Raw genomic sequence first — 16,976 nt, forward strand, 5'->3', positions numbered from 1 at the left:
TAATGTTTTTTTGCAACTATTATGGCGAAACTCATGTTACCAGTAACAGGTCGGCTTTTAAACGCATTAAGATTATAGTGGTAATTAATGCTCAGAATGGAAATTAATACTGCAATGAAGTTTTAAAAATATTGGTAATACTAATCAAATCATATTTTTTTGCAGTGATTGAAGTATTTTCATAATAGATTTTGCTTTTATTAAAAAAAGATATTCTTTTGAGTGTTATATAAATAAAATCATAATCGAAATTTTTTTCTGATAACATTAATGTGTTATTTTGTGTTTCGAAAATACTTATTAGACCAATCCAGACGAGATATAAAAATATTAAAAATATAGTGTGTGTATAGTGTGAAACAGGGCATGAAATTTTTTCATGTCTTTGTTTTTTTAGGGGTATTGAAAAATTATATTTTGAGATACTGTAATCCTCGTGGCAGTAACCAAATGATCATTGTGTAGAGAAAGAAAACCTGGCCAGGGATAAGATTATATTCAACCCAATTTATTAGTAAGGTTGGAATAAAAAGAATAATATAAATTTTAGTCCAGATTGCACTTCTCATTCTTCCTGCTAAAAATATACTTCTTAGCATAACAACAAATAATAACAAAGTCCCTGCCAATCCTGTTTCGGCTAATAATCCAATAAAGGTATTATGAGCCGAAAGCCGTTCATCCTTATTTTTGATATTTTCAGTTATCCGGTTCACAGCCGCAAGCCCTTCGCCCATTACGGGCTTTTCGTAAAAAGCATCAAGATAAATGTCCCATATTTTCTGCCTTCCTGAATAAGACGTTTCCGTTCTGCCTTGTACAAGTCCGAACATTCTTTCAATCCGGTATTTCATATAGGAATCAGGGAGAGAGGCAAGTAAATGTTTACCAGTGGTAGAATCTATGAATGAATAGGAGGAAATAAAAAGGAAAATTATTAAAATGATCTGTGGAGATTTTAACGGGAAATAGAGCAATGGGATGGTGAGAATCAGGCAAAAAAGTGGACTTCTGCGTGCCGAAAAATAAACTGCGATCACAGATAATATCAAAACGGCCAGATAATAAAGCTTTTTAACCAAGCTGGCCGGGGTGAATCTTATGTTTATCAATGCCAGAATTCCCATGATCATGGTAGGGTATGCCCAAAAAGTATTTGAAGCAAAAAATATATTCAGCATTCCGCCCATGGGTTTGAGAAATATCAAACTGACGAGATCCAGTATAAGAATTACAAAGTTGCCATACCAAATGACCCTAAGAATATTGAGTGAAAATGCTGGAAGGCTTTGCGAAATAATTGCAGTGTAGGAAATAAATAATAAAATCGCCCAAAGTGAAAGCAATGTCCAGATACCGTATAACAAGTAGCTCGAAATTTCGAGGCTTAAAAGTCCGGACAACATCCAGCTTAAACTAAGGGCAACAATATCAATATTTTGCAATAAAATCTTGGCAGTAAGTTTTATGTGGAGATTAAAGGAGTATACTACAATCCAGAATGGAAGTAATATTCTGAAACCTGAGATCAGGTTCAGGATATTTGAAGGGATTTCAGTGCCATGTATTGAATATCTCAGAAAGGAATAATTTCCGATATTGAGAAAGAAAAATATAATAACGGGGAGAATGATATTATTGTTGATTTTTCCTGATACTATCTGTTTAGCTGTAACCACGTTTCCAAATCGTTATATTCATTTGTGATCTGATACTTCTCTTTCGGAATTGTAAACATATTTTTGCCAAGTATCGACAGCTTATCCGGAGTAAGGTTTTGGCAAAGAAATTTTATTGTTTCCTCTTCATTTTTCAGATTTATTTCCAGTGCTATGTTTCCCAGCATTTTTGCAGTTTTAGCATCTGAAGTTCCTTCTTGTACGATGAACGGCTTTTTGAAATATAAACTTTCATAAAATCTGTTTGTTCTGGCATAAAGGTGATTTCCAATTGCCCTGTCAGAAAAAGGGTAAGCTGCCCAGACAATATCAACAGTGGAATAATTGAATTTCAGATCTTGTGGAGCCTGATAAGGACCGAGATAGTGCATGTGTTTTTTGTCAAGAATTGCTTTTTCATAATGCCTGGTCAAAGGCATAAATATTCCTCTAAGAATAATTTCATACTTACCATTTTGAGAAAGTTTAATCAAACAATCCAGAGAAGCGGGGCACCTTAGCACTCCAAAATAACCAATCCTTATTTTTCTATTCAGATCCGGAATTTCTGTAATTAATTCCGGATGCGGGTTTTCATTGTCGGTTGGGTGAATTTTATTTTCAATAATCAATGAATTCTGAATTGGTATTTTTCGTAAGCCGACAAAGTAGTGGGTAAGAAAATCCGGGGATGTAACGACAAGTAAATCAATTTTGGGAATGGCGCTTCTTTCAACCCATCGGATTAAATTACCCCTAATTGAAGTGGCAAAAAACATTTCTCTGACATCCGGCACTTCATAAATAATTTTGATTTTGTTACCTGAAAAAAATCGGAAGATCAGGCTAACCATCATTAAATCGAATCCTAAAACGTACAAACAATCTTTGCTGACAACATTTTTTGAAAGCTGATGAAGAAGCCTGACGTAAATACCGATCCGTTTTGTATATCTGCCGTGTGCCACATTTCCGATAATAATGGGGAAATAGGGTGAGTTTACTTTGTAATATTCTCGCCGGACTGCAATGCAAAGAATAGATACTTTCAATTTAGCTAAGGCTTTCAAACGCGTTTGCTGATGCGCATCGGACCAATTGTTGGAAACGAAAATCATTTTCATGGTTTATACCCTTCAAGAATTTCAAGAAAACGATTCAGCACCTGTTCATATGAGAAATTCTGACAGACGAAATCATAACCGTTTTGTTGTTTAACCAGTCGTTCCTGTGGGTTTTCTATGGCATGTTTGATGATTTTTGCTAATGCTTGTGGGTTGCCCGGTACAATCATCCATCCATTTTTTCCTGAATCCATTACTTCCGGGATTCCGCCAACATTACTTGTGATAACACTTAAACCAGTTGCCAGAGCTTCAATGTTAGCAACACCAAAAGCTTCTTGCCGCGCCGGAATGATAAGGAAATCCTTTTTCAGCATAAGTTTATTTACCACTTCTTCTGACGCTGGCCCGATGAAGTTTATCATCACATTTGCTGAATTATTTCTCTCCAAAACTTCTTGTTTGTGAATCAGTTTAGGCCCGACAATTTGCAATTCCAATGAGATATCTTTTAACAAATTAAGCGCATCCAATAAATCGAAAAGCCCACCGCGTTTAAAATCTGACTTTACGAACAGGATTTTTACAGGTGCGTTTAGCGAGGGTAATTGCAATGGACGAGGACCATTAATCCGGATTCCTTTATGCAAAATTTGGAGTTTGGAAGGTTCCGGTCTATAAATTCCTGAAAGTAAGTCGTGCAAAAAATGAGAATTAACAATAATCCCTGATTCAAAGACGAACGCTGTTCTTTCAAAAAATTTGAAAATAAAATGACGAAACCACCTTCGGCTTCCGTCAAAATTCTGCCAGGAAATGGAAGCACTATTATCGTCATTGATCATGCCGATAACCGGGAGGTTAAATTTTATAGCAGACCAAATTCCGGTTATGGCATTGTTGAAGACAACCATGTCAAACATATATTCGGCCCTGACTTTAAGGCAAGCTTGATAATAAGGGAACATTCTGTAAACAAATCCCCAGGTTTTGGTGTGGAAGTTCAGTTTAAGATCTAAGCGGAATACCTTATTTTTATATTGAGCCAGGGAGTCGGTTGAAATATCTTCTGTTAAAATACGGATTTCTACATGTTGGAACCGGTGGTTTATTTCCAACAAATAATTGGCAAATTTTGAAGGCCCGTTAACAACATTTTCGAATGTATTAGTACAGAAAAGTATTTTCATGATCAACGATTTATACTTTTTGAAACAATGTCAATAACTCATGATAGTTCGAAGAATCTGCTTTTTTGAAATTTTTAATACCAATTTCTTCTAAATTTATTTTGCGGGCAAGATCCATACAGGATTCCAGTGTAGACGAAGTTTCGAAAAGTAAGCAGTCCTGATGAGCTAATAACTCGGTAGCCGCTCCGGTTTTTAAGGTTATAACCGGCTTGCTGAATGACATGGCTAAATCAATACTTCCGGAATGATCAATTCTGGTGAAAGGTAATACAACGACATTAGCGGCATTGAAGAAATACTGAACTTCATCCTTATTGATAAACTGGTCATACCACATAATTTCAGGGCAGTTTCCGGTTATTTTTTTAATGTATTTGAGGTAATTGTTATCCAAACATTCTCCTGCAATCAAAAGATAATCACCAGATTTTTTAATATTTTCAAATGCCCGGATCAAATCTTCAAGTCCTTTATATTGTTTTATTTTACCAAAAAATAGAAATGTAAAGCCGTTTTCAATGATATTAAAATAAGTTCTGCTTTCTTTTTTTGATATGTTATCAGGATAATAATGGTGATAAGGTATATCCTGAATAATGTAAACTGTGCCTGACGGAACCCCGAATCTCCTGATGATTTCTTGTCGTATGGTTTCTGAATAAACTCTGATTTTAGCGCATTTTCTTAGAAAAAAACCGTAGATAATTTGCTCCCATTTTAGCCAGTAACCGCCATGATTTTGAGTGTTATGTAATGTATGAATGATTGGAATTTTTCTAAAAAAACAGAGATATGAAATTTCTAAAACGAAAAACAGTGATTTTATCAAACTCCACAGAAACGTCCTGCCAATGATATAACTGTGAACCCAGTCAAAATAAATAATATCCGGATTGAATTGATTTACAGCCTTATATATACTCCCCAAATTTTTCTTCTCACCAACAGATACCTCAAATCCCTGACTTTTTAAAAATTCAATCATCTGATACTGGAATGGATTTTCAGGGCCGGCATCAGGCAGGATAAGGATTTTTTGAAACCTCATTGTGCATCAGATATTTAATTCCTTCCAATTCATATCCATAACGTATTTTTCCAACGTAATGCTTGCAGATGCTTTCCACAGGATTTTTCTCAAAAGAGACATCATACTCTTTTGAAAAGTATGCCGTTTCTGCTTTGGAAATTTTTGCCAGTAAAGCCATAAATGTTTGTTCGAGCCTGTAATCGGACTGATGTTTTTTGAAAAACGGATGTTGTAACCAACGTTCAATCTGATCGAGATTAAGATCCTTTTTGTTCATAGTCCACAATCCTGCATTTATGCGTGAAACAGGAGAAAAACCAAGTTCATTTTTAATGTTATCAGTACCGGAAATGTACGCATCAGCGATATCCTGGTTGAAATAATTTGTGCTGGTATCTGTTTTTAAAGACTGAATATATTCCTCCGGATATCGAAAAAAAAGAACGTCAGAGTCAAGATATCCGATTCGATTATTTTGCGACCAAATTGCTGTATCAATCAGCTTTAAAGCCATCACATGCTTTTTACGAAATTCGAGGATGTTGGGATAAGCGAATAGTTTTTGACTTGCTACAAAGTCAGCAACCTTGCGACGTACCACCAATGTTCCTGGAAAATGCCGGGAGATAGTTTCTTCCATTTGATCATCCAGTGTACCATCATCATGGAAAGTGAAAGAATGCCCTTTTTTTCCTAAATGATTTAATTGCGCTGCCGTAATAATGGCCATTTCAAAATCACGTTTGCAAATAAGCATATGAATTTCCGACTGATTTTCTTTCAGTTCATAAGCAGGCAGTCGGCTGAGGATTTCGTGTCTTAGTTGCCTTCTAAACACATTCCGAACTTCGTTGAGGATACGCAAAGATATCCGGCCGGAAATGGTCGGGGCAGAAATCAGGGGTAGTAACGGAGATGCGATAAGTTTCATAGGGCTAATATGTTGGTACTGTTCATGTTTATAATCGAAATAAGTTTTTCTGCTAAAATTGGCAGCGATTGCAGTGGTGTAGCTGATCGGAGTTTTGTAATTGGGAAATGATCAGTCTGCCCACAGTCAAGATTTTGAAAAATATTATGGAGCTCGTCAGCGCTTTTTATGACGAGTGAATCAGTCGTATTAAGATATTTGTCGTTTTGATATTGATGCACAAATCCGTATAAAAGCGCATCATATTTTTGATCGGCTATATCAAGTAAGAAGGACGGTGTATTGAAATAAATGGCTTCATAACCCATCGTAGTGCCAAAGTGAAAGAAAGCTTTGGCATTTTTAATTTTCAGGAATTTATCATTTGGTGCAGTACTTTCATCAATAACTACATTTGGCAAGCTTAATATCGACTTGTAAATATTTAGGTTTTTCTGAAACGGATAAGGACGGAAAACTAATTTCCAGTTTGGTAATGTGCCCATTAAAACGTCTGCAATTTGCCTGCAATATTTCACTTCCTGACGAGCCAGCGCATCATAACCGGTTGCACATCCAAGGTATATGTATGGGAAATGATAAGCAGTATTTTCAACATCGCTTTTTCCGGATTTCAAAAAGTGTTCAATGGATGCAAATTGCGTAGCACCCCAAATCTTGATTTTCTCTGCTTCAATATGCTGTAAAGTGATCAGATCTTCTTTAATGCCTTCATTCCAAACAAGATAGTTTGTCAGTGTGGAGAAAGTTTTCATTTTGCATGCATGATCCCAACTATACACGTAAGTCCAGACAGGTTTATTTTCCTGAATTATTTTTGCAAAGATCCAGTCACTCGAAATTTCTGTAAAACACAAAAAGATATCAATATGTGCATCGATTTTGAATGGAATTTTAAACTTTGATTGTAGATCAAGATACTGGTCGTAGCGTATTATTTTGGGTGTCACTTTGCTTAAAGAAAGCAAAAATGATTGCATCATCCTTGACCATTTCTTATAAGAAGAATTTAATAATTTGTTATGTTCGGTCAGGTAGTAATTATTTTTACTGGCTGGAAGTTTGCCAAACAGCAGATAGGTATACTGCCAGATTAACTGGAAAATTCTGGAAATACCTGTAAAAACCGGGATAGAAATAACCGTGATAGACGGCAATAACTTGTCAATTTTCGATGCATCTGATTCGCGGATGAATGCCACAAGATGATGATCCTGGCTTAGCAGATCGAGCAAATCCCGCAAGTCTTTACGTGTGTCAAGATGATGTGCCAGAACTCCTATTTTCATAGCAATTGAAAAATTTATAATCCGACTTGGTTAAAAAATAATTTATTAACACTTGATCGTCAGAAGATTTTCATTTGCAGAAATAGTTGGCTTTTCTGGCTGGTTGAGTTGTGAAGCGTATAGCAGGTTTACTATATCTTAGATTTCAAAACGAATATTTGGTCACATAGTTATTCGCTTTGAAATTGACAATTCCTGTGTCGAAAGTGCATGAAATTATTTTTACTAATTCCAATTCAATGAATTACAGCAGGAAAGGTATTTTATGCGTTTTATGATTAATTGATATTTGAATAATATAAATGAAAAAACATGTCAAACAGATAAAATTTCAATCTTCATTTGATTCAAAATCAAACCTTTGTTTTTTGTTTTGATAAAGGAATGTTGCAGCTGCGTTTCTTCAAAAGTTATAAAAATTCCGTCTTCAATCTGTTGAATAACGTGGTTGTTAATGGATAGTGAAATAATAATCTGATAAGTACCGGCACTATATACGATGTCGTTTTCTATAAAAACAGCTTCATAATTTCCCATTTCAGTTTGAAAAGGATTTGAGAAAACACTTCTCAGCAGAATATTATCTGATGTAAGAATTCCAACGGCCACGACCAGATTTTTAATGGAATCATTGGCGTGAAATCCAATTTTTAACTTCCATAAATCATTGTTGAGAAAGGAATTAATCAACTGATTTCTATGATCCGTAATTTTTAAAGAAGTTAAATATGCTTCCTGATTTTCTTTCGCTTCAAAATAAAATTCACTTTGATTTTGGGTCTGATTATTAAGATATTGATTGATAACGAGATCAGTTTCTCCCTGATATTCCAGTTTTCCGTTTTTTAGAAAAATACTTTTTGAGCAAAGAGACTTAACCGAAGCCAGATTATGACTCACAAAAAGTACTGTTCTGCCTTCATTTTGGCTTACATCCTTCATTTTACCAATGCATTTACGTTGGAATTCTGCATCGCCAACAGCCAAAACTTCATCAATAACCAATATTTCCGGTTCTAAATGTGCTGCAACAGCAAAAGCAAGCCGGACATACATGCCGGAAGAATAACGTTTTACGGGCGTGTCCAGATAACGTTCGACACCGGCAAAGGCAACAATTTCGTCCAGTTTATCCTGGATTTCATTTTTGCGCATACCCAGTATGGCACCGTTTAAGAAGATATTTTCCCGACCGGTAAGATCCGGATGGAAGCCGGTTCCAACTTCGAGTAATGACGCTATCCGGCCGCGGATCCGGATTCTTCCGGTAGTTGGTTTTGTGACCCGGGATAAAATTTTCAAAAGTGTTGATTTTCCGGCTCCGTTTCCTCCGATGATTCCCAATACTTCGCCTTGCTTTATTTCAAAGGAAATGTCGGATAATGCCCAAAGTTCTTTATCCGGGCCTTTCCTGGAAACTTCACCGATTTTACTGACGGGGTCAGATTTGCCTCTCGAAAGTGCCCACCAGCGGGAAAGATCACGGGAAATAGTTCCGGTCGAGATTTCGCCAAGCTGATACAACTTGGAAACATTTTCGAAATGAATGACAGTTTTTGCCATGTTTATATCTTGTCCATAAAAGTTTTCTCAACTCGATTAAATATTATAACACTGAGAAACAGACTTATAATCATAAATAAGATACTGTATAGCAGATTGTAGCAGGATATGTTTCCATGTCCGGTGAAAGCATATCGAAAGGCTTCAACAATGCTGGTGACAGGATTTAAAAGTAAAAGCCATTTATACTTTTCAGATGCAATTTCTAGCGGATAAACAATTGGCGTCGCATACATCAGTAGTTGTATGCCAAATGAAATTACAAATCGCAGGTCTCTGTAACGTGTTGTAAGAGAAGAAATTAATATGCCAAAACTAAAACCCAGTCCTGACATCAAAATAAGATAAAAAGGAAAAAGTAAAATGGTGATATTGGGAATTACACCTGGTGTTTTATGGAAAAGAAAATAGAGCCAGGTTATTAAAAAAAGGCTAAACTGAATGAGAAATTTAAAAAGACTTGAAATGACAATAGAAATGGGCGTTGCCAATCTTGGGAAATATACCTTTCCGAATAAATTCTGGTTTGCTATGAACGTTTCAGAAGTTTTGATAAGGCATTCCTGGAAATAATTCCAGATCGTTATCCCACCCAGATAAAATAAGATTTTGGGCGAACCATCCGTTGATATTTGAGCCATGTTGCCAAAAATGATGACATACATGAACGTTGTAAGCATGGGCTGGATAAAAAACCAGAGCGGTCCTAAAATCGTTTGCTTGTAGGTGGCCACCAGATCACGTCTTACAAATAAAAGGATCAGGTCACGATATTGCCAGAGCTCACGCCAGTTTATATCAAACAGTCCTGTGTTAGGGACTATTTCCAAATCCCAATTTTCATCTGAGTTGCTCATTTGGTGATCAAATAATTGATTGATTTTACCATGCGGTCCAACCTCCATCAACGGACAGTAATGCTCCCGTCATATAACTTGAAGCGTCGGAAGCCAGAAATGTAAATGGCCCGATCAGCTCTTCGCGGTCACACATTCGTCCAATAGGAGATAAATGAGCGAAGTTTTTTTGAAAAGCGTCATCATGGTCGTTGAAAATTCCATGCGGCATAATTGCATTACACCTGATACCTTCCCGCGCGTAAAATGTGGCCAGATATCTTGTAAAATTTGGAACAAATGATTTTGAAGCAACGTAATCAACCGGTTTGAAATGCTGATTCCCATCTCCAAAATCATACAGATTTTGGTTTGGCGAAACGACAGAATAGGTTGATGCAACATTGATAATATTCCCCGACTTCTGCTTAATCATTTGTTTACAAGCATATTGACTGATCAATATGGTGCCCGTCAGGTTTATGTCAACTGACTCTCGAAGCAGATCAACAGGATAATTTTCAAATCGGCTATGGTTGATTTTCCCGGTGGAATCTTTATCAAATTTGGCGTCCAGTCCGGCGTTATTGATCAGAACATCCAGTCTGCCAAATTTTTCAATAATTGCGTCCATCGTATTCCGGCAGCTTTTTTCATTTCCTATATCCAAGGTTTGGAAGAGGAATTGATCATCGGAAAAGTCTTTTGATATTTTATTTTCTAATGTACTCTTTTTGGTTTCATCAATGTCAGCCATAATAACCATGGCACCTTGTTCCAGAAATGCGAAAGAGATAGTTTGGCCGATCAAACCATAAGCGCCCGTGATAAGAACCACCTTGCCGGCAATTGATAAAGAATTGTGTGTGTGATAAGTTTTCATTTTTGACAAATACTGATAATTATTTTTGACTCTTCCAGAGAGCGCAATGATGCTTCAAAAAAATTTCCTTCATCAATTTTTCTGAAAAAATCTATTATCAGGGACTCGTAAAGCTGATTTCTGTTGAAATTCCGGATCGTTTGAATTGTCATTTCCTTTTGATAATAAGTCGTCATAACAGACTTGAAGTAATCAATTTCAATTGACCCTTCATCAAAAACAAAGCGGTACCAGCGTTTTGGATTTTGTTCATGAAAATTGACATGACAATGAGCTGTAATTCCATTTTGATAACCGATGGATATATCGGCTCCGGATTCCACATTTATTTTCAGGGATGACCGGTGATTTTTTAAGGTATTCCAGGAAGTAACTGTACTGCCGGAAAGCCAGTTGACCAAATCAACATCATGACTCAAAGTAAGCGCAGCCCCTCCACCCAGTTCTTTTCGGGCTGCATAGGACTGCTGATAATCCTCCCACGGATGCCAGTCGGGCAGATACTCGCCCCAATAAGTTTGTACGCTGATCAGATTTCCCATTTTCTTACTTTCAACAATCAATTTGATATTTTGGAAAAAGGCATGATAACGAAGCATATAAGCCACCTGAACGTAAGCTGTATTCTTTATTGTAACATCTAGTAACTTGTCAAAATTTGTCAGATTATGTGATAATGGCTTTTCAATCAGAACATGAATTCCTCTTTTTACACAAAATATGGCTTGCTCCAAATGCTGAAATGTGGGCGTACAAATAATGGCTGCTTTCGGTTTTATATTATCGGTCTGATCTAAATCTTTAAAAATTTTAATTGTTTTTTCATCAATGTTTCGAAGTGGGAGATTTCTTTGGCGATAAATCCATATGTTGATATAGCCCAGTTTTTGGAGAATGAAAACATGTCTTTCTCCAATAGAACCTGCACCAAAAATCAGAATAGGGTCATCTTTTTTTATCATGATTAAAACTTTATGCAATTAAATTTCAGGATCATTTCCTCTGCACGATGAAAACTTTCCAGATCATCAATATCTATGGCAAACTGCTGCTCAATGATATAGGGGAGGATTTTTAAACCGGACATGGATTTTTGCTTGGTGATTACTTCCGTTCGAATCACATCCAGCGTTCCGATCTGCCAATAAATTTGAGGCAAATTCTGCCGCGGTTGATTGTAGGATTCCGGGATCATATCTTGTTGAAGTAATGGCTGCATTTGTGAACTTGATTCATCCAAAACCCACATTTTAAAAGGTGTATGAAAAGCGGGAGTAACAATTCTCAAACTATCAGCATCTGAACTTTGCATTTTATGGATACAAATCTCAATATCATGAACAAATCGGATTGGTGAAGTCGGGCGAAATTGAATAACCAGATCCGGCTTATAATTTTCATTTATTTCAAGCCATTCCAGTGCGTGCGTGAAAACTTCCAGATCCGTGCTCAGGTCATTGGCAAATTCGGATGGCCGGAGAAAGGGAACTTCGGCACCGTAAAATCTGGCTACTTCTGCAATTTCCCCGGAATCGGTCGAGACGATCACCCTTGTTATGGATGATGACATTAACGCCGCTTTGATGCTGTAAGCAATCAATGGATATCCGGCCATAAGTTTTATATTTTTTCCCGGAAGCCCTTTGCTGCCACCTCTTGCGGGAATGATCGCTAAAATCTCTTTCAAAGGGTGTGTGATTTTAATTTGATGCGCTGGATTTTTTCAACATCAAGAATATCGTCTTGTTTGAAAGTCAAAGCATCATAGGTATGATGCAAATCTCTTACAACTTTTTGTAAACCAGGAACTTCCAGAGAAGCGGCATGGTCTGTTCCTTTCCAGGTCCGGTCCTTTGTAAAATGTCGCTCAACCCAGTTTGCCCCCAAGGTATAGGCCGCAACGTCAATCGCAATACCAAGATGATGGCCGGAAAAGCCGAATTCTTTGATTTTACTTTCAAAGTGAAAAAATAATTTTCGCAGTTCCAGTAAACAAACATCCTTAAAATCGATTGGATAGCCCGAAGTACAGCAGTATAGAACCAGGCGATTTTTTGCCTGATGGGTTTGTTCAAAAAGGTCGACAATTGTAACAATTTCCTTCCAGGTTGTCATACCAACAGAAAGATGAATGTCTCCGTGATAAAAATCCCGAAGGAAAACCAGCATTTCAAAATTGCAATTATTAGCCGCCGGGATTTTTATGAAATCAGGATTAAGCGCTGCAATTTCTTTCGCAGAAGTTAAATCCCAAACCGAACAGGCATATCCGATTCCAATATTTTCGGCATATTTTTTCAGTTCCGTATGCTGATTTATATCAAACTCCAAAGCTTCACGATGCGCACCATAGGTTGCTCCATATGACTGATAGGGGACGGGATGTGGTGAATTAAACTGTTCTTTTGTTAATAATTCTTTTGGATTTCTTTTTTGAAATTTGGCATAATCTGCTTTACATTCCTTTGCCAGGAAAATTAGTTCTTTGGCAATATCAAGATTGCCCATATGATTACAGCCAATTTCTGCGACGATTTTTGGCGGTTGATAATTCAGATAATTCATAAATAGTGTGTGTCACGTTTATATTAATTCTGATACCCGAACAGCTTTTTAAAATTGAAAAATTTAGCTTTTCCTTGTTCGTTGAAATAAGTATTTACCTTATGATCATAGCCATATTGATAGGGATAAGATTGAGATGACGTTATCGGATTATATAAATTGTCAGGATAGAAGTCATTGATTATCAATTCAATTTTATCAATATTATAGTCAGTCGCTAACTTTTCGGGAAGTCGGATGGCTTCTTTATCAGAGTATAACCATCTGATAATAAACAGAACCATATGGCTTTCAGTCAATAGCGGGACATTATCAGAAACCAAACCGACAGGAGCAGAATCCAGAAAAATGTAATCATATTCATTTCTGCAATGGGCCAGCAAATCCTGAAATAAATCTTTTTGCAAAAGTTCGGCAGGATTAAAGGGGGGAGGACCTGCCGGGATGTAATCAAGATTGAATATGAATGAAGATTTTATGAGATGATCCAGATCGGTTTTCTTTTGTAAATAGTTACTTAAACCATCATCGTTTTGATCATCAAAAAAATGATGCAGTTTAGATTTCCGCAAATCGCAGCCGATAATAATGACCTTTTTTCCAATTTTTGTAAGGGATAAAGCGAGGTTCACGGAAACAAAAGTCTTGCCTTCACCGGATTGCTGAGAAGTGATCAAAATCTGTTTGCCTTTTTCGGGATGCACTTGCTCATTCAAGGTTAAAAAACTTAACCGAGTTCTTAGCGCGCTGACAGATTCAGAAAAAATCGATTGACTGGATGATAAAATGTTCAGGTTGATCTTGTTTTCATTACCGGACTTTTGTTGGAAATGATGAATCAAACCCAGGAAATGTATTTTTTTAGAAGTTTTTGCCAAATCAATATGTGCAAATTTTCTATTGAAATAACGTGTCAGAAAGATGGAAGATATACCTGTTAATAAACCCAGGAATAATGACAAGGTAATGATCTGGGTAGCTTTTGGAAATATTTTTTCAACGTCCATTAGTGTGATAACCCGAAAAGAAGGTAACATCCCGGCTCTGACAATGGAAGATTCTATCTCCTTGTTTAGTAGTAATGAATATATGTTTTTGTTGACTTCAAAATTACTCTGTAGGTATAGGAAGTTTTTTTCCAGCGCCGGAATCTGTTTGAACTGCTTTTGTAATGATTGCAGGTTTTGATCTAAAATCCGGATTGTACCGGTGTTTTTTTGTTTTTGAAGAGCAATATTGTCCAGTATCTGACGACGGAATTTACCCAGTTCTTCATCAATGGCTTTAACAGATGAAGAATTAATACTGTATTTAATGAGCAGCTCTTTTCTTTTGGATATCAATGTATTAAACTCGTCGAGCAATCTTACCAGCACAACATCCGTTGTCCCGTCCAAACCAACAGACAAATAATTTACGGGTTCAAAAGTATTTCCGAGGTTTTTTTCAAGGGTCGCGATGTAAGCTTTTTGAATTTCCGATTCATTTTTCCGCTGTTCAATATCCCGTGTTTTTTCTGAAATTTCAATGGCAGATGCGCTGACGTCGAACACAGCATTTTTTTGCTTGAAAATCTCTAATTTATGTGCAGCTTCTCTTAAAGCATCAGAGTATACTTTCAGCTGATCGTTTATAAACCGAAGTGTTAGATCTGAGGATTGTTGTTTTTGCCGAAGGTCATATGCCTGGTAGGATTCAATTAATTTTTCAAGAAAATCCTTGGCGAATGGTTTGTTATGATGTTTGAAAGAAACGATAAGGACGGGCATTTTGTCCTCAATTTCAGTTACTTCAATACGTTTTATAAAATCCCGGGCTAGTATTGACGGATTGTTATAAACAAATTCAACATTATATTTTTCTTTAATATCAATCTGTTCAATTTTAAACGACAAGCCTGGAACAGTGCAGATAGCTCCTTTTATAAGCCTGAATATTTTGTTATAATTTTCAGTTTGATATCTAAGTTTTGACTTAGAGTCGATAGAAAACTTTCCTTTTTCAAATTTCAATTCATCAAATGAAATAACATTGATAATCAATGGTTTGTAAGGATAGGTATCAATGTGACGAAAATCTTTTAAGCGATAAAAAGCGAATGGGCATTGAAGGTTTGTCAGTGCCTTTTCAACAACTTCCTGGGATTGGATATTGTATTTTTCTGTTAAATATTCATTGCTTCCATCATTGATCAGATAAGTAGGTTTTGTGCTTGTGATTTCATCGAGCTCGGTTTGCTTGTCAAGATATTTAAGATTGATGGACGCAACATATTTTGGTTTGACAAGTTTTAAAAAAAGAAAACAACCTATACCAAAAAAGAAAAGTGATCCTGCCACCCAATACCAGCGGCTAAGAATCACTTTGAAAACCTTTTGAAAATCGAGGGAATCAGAGTGATTTAGAAATTCTTCAAAAAAAGCACCGTCATTCCTTTTTGTCATTCTGCTAGTCAGATTGTAAAGTATGATTTAGCAGTTTAACATCCTTCAAACTTTTGAAATAAGGATTTTCGACTGCCTCTTTTATATACTTATACTGACTAACGCGGTGAAGGTCACTTCCAAGTGCACCAATCCAGCCCTGTTGAATAAGTCTTTCTGCTGTTATCTGCTCCGTAGGACCATATGCACCGCCTATCGAAAGTAAATTAATTTGAAAAATTACACCCAGCTCATAAATTTCTGCATACCGTTCGGGATTTTGATGCCATGCCTGATATCTTTCCGGATGTGCAACCACAGGTTGATAACCCTGCAAAATCATTTCTTTTAAAATATCGCCAAAGTAGGGGAGATCATGGCGGAGCGAGGTTTCAACCAAAACATAATTTCCCGAAATTGGTAATATTTCTCTTTTTTCAATCAGCGTTAAAAAATAATCATCCGCAAAGTACTCCGCGGCGTATTTAATTTCCAGGTCCGGATACTGGTCTTTTGTGACGTTGGTCAGTTCAGTCCAGGCGTTATGAATGGATTCCTGAGTATTTTTAAAGAAATCGATCCGGATATGCGGTGTGGCTATAATTGTCCTGATTCCAGCCCTGTAATGTGAATCAATGAGTGCCAGACTATCCTGCATATGCTGAGCCCCATCGTCGATGCCCGGTAAGACATGCATATGCAGATCAAGACCTAATGATGTTAAAATTTCTGAATTCGCTGTTTCAATAATAGTGGATATCATTACCTGGTAATATTTACGATAAGTAAAGCAAGGTTTAGCGCAATCAGAACAGGTTGAAGAATGACGAGTTTTCGTGACAGTTTTACAGAACGAATTCCTTCCTTTGAGGGTGGGATGTAAATAATGTCGTTATCGAAGATTAAAAGATTCATAATTACAGGATCTCCAAGCTGTTGAAAATCATATTCAATTATTTTCTGCTCTTTTCCATCGCCACGAATAATCTGAATTGTATTTCCAGCTTCATTGTATTTTATACCACCCGCTTTTGCCAAAACTTCGCCTAGCGATTGCGTCTCTTTATCCAACGTTACAAGGCCCTGAATGGTGCAGGCACCCAATACTTTTACTTGTAAATTTGTTATTTCAACTTCAAAAATAGGATCACGGACAATGTCTTTATATAAAAAGGTCAGTGAGTCTGAAAGCTGAGATCGGTTTAAACCTGAAACATGAAATTTTCCAATTTCGGGCAAAGTTATATTTCCCTCAGGATTAACCTGAACCCGGTAACCATTTTCAGAAAATGATTGTCCATTTTGGATTTTGTCTGGTTCAGGAAATAAACGGGACGTCCAGTTTAGGTTTTGAATCAACAATTTGTTGCCGGGCTTAATCAAATAAGCACCTGTACTTTTTTGTACAGGTGCCGTTATAATATTTTCAAAAATTATTGAAGGCGACTTTTTTTGTGACGTGCAGCCGAATAATGATAGCAACATTGCTACACAGGAGATGATCCGTGAAATCATATTATAAAAATTGCTCGGAGGCATTA

At 36.6% G+C, this 16,976-nt stretch carries 15 protein-coding genes; all 15 read right to left on the reverse strand.

Going from position 1 to position 16,976, the window contains the following annotated elements; genetic code table 11:
• Positions 1-410 precede the first annotated feature (410 nt).
• The 15 genes from LXL81_RS13245 to LXL81_RS13315 all read right to left on the reverse strand — a co-directional run bounded on the left by LXL81_RS13245 (position 411) and on the right by LXL81_RS13315 (position 16,974).
• Entirely contained in the window at positions 411-1,679 is a 1,269-nt protein-coding gene (locus tag LXL81_RS13245; RefSeq protein WP_234647267.1) for an O-antigen ligase, read from the reverse strand.
• Positions 1,658-2,782 carry a hypothetical protein gene (locus tag LXL81_RS13250; protein ID WP_234647268.1) on the reverse strand — a complete coding sequence of 375 codons (1,125 nt, stop codon included), beginning with the start codon at positions 2,780-2,782 and terminating at the stop codon, positions 1,658-1,660. Before LXL81_RS13250 ends, LXL81_RS13245 begins: the two co-directional genes overlap by 22 nt.
• Positions 2,779-3,912 carry a glycosyltransferase family 4 protein gene (locus LXL81_RS13255; protein ID WP_234647269.1) on the reverse strand — a complete coding sequence of 378 codons (1,134 nt, stop codon included), beginning with the start codon at positions 3,910-3,912 and terminating at the stop codon, positions 2,779-2,781. Before LXL81_RS13255 ends, LXL81_RS13250 begins: the two co-directional genes overlap by 4 nt.
• A gap of 10 nt (positions 3,913-3,922) precedes the next feature.
• Positions 3,923-4,963, reverse strand: a complete 1,041-nt coding sequence (locus tag LXL81_RS13260; RefSeq protein WP_234647270.1) for a glycosyltransferase family 4 protein — start codon at positions 4,961-4,963, stop codon at positions 3,923-3,925.
• A complete protein-coding gene (locus LXL81_RS13265; protein ID WP_234647271.1) occupies positions 4,932-5,876 on the reverse strand; it encodes a hypothetical protein in 945 nt (314 codons plus the stop codon). The genes LXL81_RS13260 and LXL81_RS13265 overlap by 32 nt, the downstream gene beginning before the upstream one ends.
• Positions 5,873-7,165 carry a hypothetical protein gene (locus tag LXL81_RS13270; RefSeq protein WP_234647272.1) on the reverse strand — a complete coding sequence of 431 codons (1,293 nt, stop codon included), beginning with the start codon at positions 7,163-7,165 and terminating at the stop codon, positions 5,873-5,875. The genes LXL81_RS13265 and LXL81_RS13270 overlap by 4 nt, the downstream gene beginning before the upstream one ends.
• 315 nt (positions 7,166-7,480) lie before the next feature.
• A complete protein-coding gene (locus LXL81_RS13275) occupies positions 7,481-8,728 on the reverse strand; it encodes a polysaccharide ABC transporter ATP-binding protein (protein WP_234647273.1) in 1,248 nt (415 codons plus the stop codon).
• A gap of 2 nt (positions 8,729-8,730) precedes the next feature.
• Positions 8,731-9,585, reverse strand: a complete 855-nt coding sequence (locus tag LXL81_RS13280; RefSeq protein ID WP_234647274.1) for an ABC transporter permease — start codon at positions 9,583-9,585, stop codon at positions 8,731-8,733.
• Between the two features lie 25 nt (positions 9,586-9,610).
• Positions 9,611-10,447, reverse strand: coding sequence for an SDR family oxidoreductase (locus LXL81_RS13285; RefSeq protein ID WP_234647275.1), 837 nt, complete (start codon positions 10,445-10,447; stop codon positions 9,611-9,613).
• Positions 10,444-11,409, reverse strand: coding sequence for a Gfo/Idh/MocA family protein (locus LXL81_RS13290; RefSeq protein ID WP_234647276.1), 966 nt, complete (start codon positions 11,407-11,409; stop codon positions 10,444-10,446). Before LXL81_RS13290 ends, LXL81_RS13285 begins: the two co-directional genes overlap by 4 nt.
• A gap of 2 nt (positions 11,410-11,411) precedes the next feature.
• Complete coding sequence (locus LXL81_RS13295; protein WP_255713707.1) at positions 11,412-12,134, reverse strand: cytidylyltransferase domain-containing protein; 723 nt, start codon at positions 12,132-12,134, stop codon at positions 11,412-11,414.
• On the reverse strand, positions 12,131-13,012 hold the full coding sequence (locus LXL81_RS13300; RefSeq protein ID WP_234647277.1) for an N-acetylneuraminate synthase family protein: 882 nt from the start codon (positions 13,010-13,012) through the stop codon (positions 12,131-12,133). Before LXL81_RS13300 ends, LXL81_RS13295 begins: the two co-directional genes overlap by 4 nt.
• A 23-nt stretch (positions 13,013-13,035) precedes the next feature.
• Positions 13,036-15,456, reverse strand: a complete 2,421-nt coding sequence (locus tag LXL81_RS13305; RefSeq protein WP_234647278.1) for a tyrosine-protein kinase — start codon at positions 15,454-15,456, stop codon at positions 13,036-13,038.
• Between the two features lie 4 nt (positions 15,457-15,460).
• Positions 15,461-16,198, reverse strand: a complete 738-nt coding sequence (locus LXL81_RS13310; protein ID WP_234647279.1) for a tyrosine-protein phosphatase — start codon at positions 16,196-16,198, stop codon at positions 15,461-15,463.
• The gene (locus tag LXL81_RS13315) at positions 16,198-16,974 is read right to left on the reverse strand and encodes a polysaccharide biosynthesis/export family protein (RefSeq protein ID WP_310589572.1); all 777 of its coding nucleotides are present in this window, start codon (positions 16,972-16,974) and stop codon (positions 16,198-16,200) included. The genes LXL81_RS13310 and LXL81_RS13315 overlap by 1 nt, the downstream gene beginning before the upstream one ends.
• Between the last annotated feature and the right edge of the window lie 2 nt (positions 16,975-16,976).

Source organism: Dyadobacter sp. CY356, assembly GCF_021440195.1.
Taxonomy (GTDB): domain Bacteria; phylum Bacteroidota; class Bacteroidia; order Cytophagales; family Spirosomataceae; genus Dyadobacter.

Excerpts from the sequence above, each read along its gene's own strand:
- LXL81_RS13255 (WP_234647269.1), bottom strand. The coding sequence starts at position 3,912 with ATGAAAATACTTTTCTGTACTAATACATTCGAAAATGTTGTTAACGGG.
- LXL81_RS13305 (WP_234647278.1), bottom strand. The coding sequence starts at position 15,456 with ATGACAAAAAGGAATGACGGTGCTTTTTTTGAAGAATTTCTAAATCAC.
- LXL81_RS13280 (WP_234647274.1), bottom strand. The coding sequence starts at position 9,585 with ATGAGCAACTCAGATGAAAATTGGGATTTGGAAATAGTCCCTAACACA.
- LXL81_RS13285 (WP_234647275.1), bottom strand. The coding sequence starts at position 10,447 with ATGAAAACTTATCACACACACAATTCTTTATCAATTGCCGGCAAGGTG.
- LXL81_RS13310 (WP_234647279.1), bottom strand. The coding sequence starts at position 16,198 with ATGATATCCACTATTATTGAAACAGCGAATTCAGAAATTTTAACATCA.
- LXL81_RS13315 (WP_310589572.1), bottom strand. The coding sequence starts at position 16,974 with ATGCCTCCGAGCAATTTTTATAATATGATTTCACGGATCATCTCCTGT.
- LXL81_RS13265 (WP_234647271.1), bottom strand. The coding sequence starts at position 5,876 with ATGAAACTTATCGCATCTCCGTTACTACCCCTGATTTCTGCCCCGACC.
- LXL81_RS13270 (WP_234647272.1), bottom strand. The coding sequence starts at position 7,165 with ATGAAAATAGGAGTTCTGGCACATCATCTTGACACACGTAAAGACTTG.
- LXL81_RS13290 (WP_234647276.1), bottom strand. The coding sequence starts at position 11,409 with ATGATAAAAAAAGATGACCCTATTCTGATTTTTGGTGCAGGTTCTATT.
- LXL81_RS13260 (WP_234647270.1), bottom strand. The coding sequence starts at position 4,963 with ATGAGGTTTCAAAAAATCCTTATCCTGCCTGATGCCGGCCCTGAAAAT.
- LXL81_RS13300 (WP_234647277.1), bottom strand. The coding sequence starts at position 13,012 with ATGAATTATCTGAATTATCAACCGCCAAAAATCGTCGCAGAAATTGGC.
- LXL81_RS13250 (WP_234647268.1), bottom strand. The coding sequence starts at position 2,782 with ATGAAAATGATTTTCGTTTCCAACAATTGGTCCGATGCGCATCAGCAA.
- LXL81_RS13275 (WP_234647273.1), bottom strand. The coding sequence starts at position 8,728 with ATGGCAAAAACTGTCATTCATTTCGAAAATGTTTCCAAGTTGTATCAG.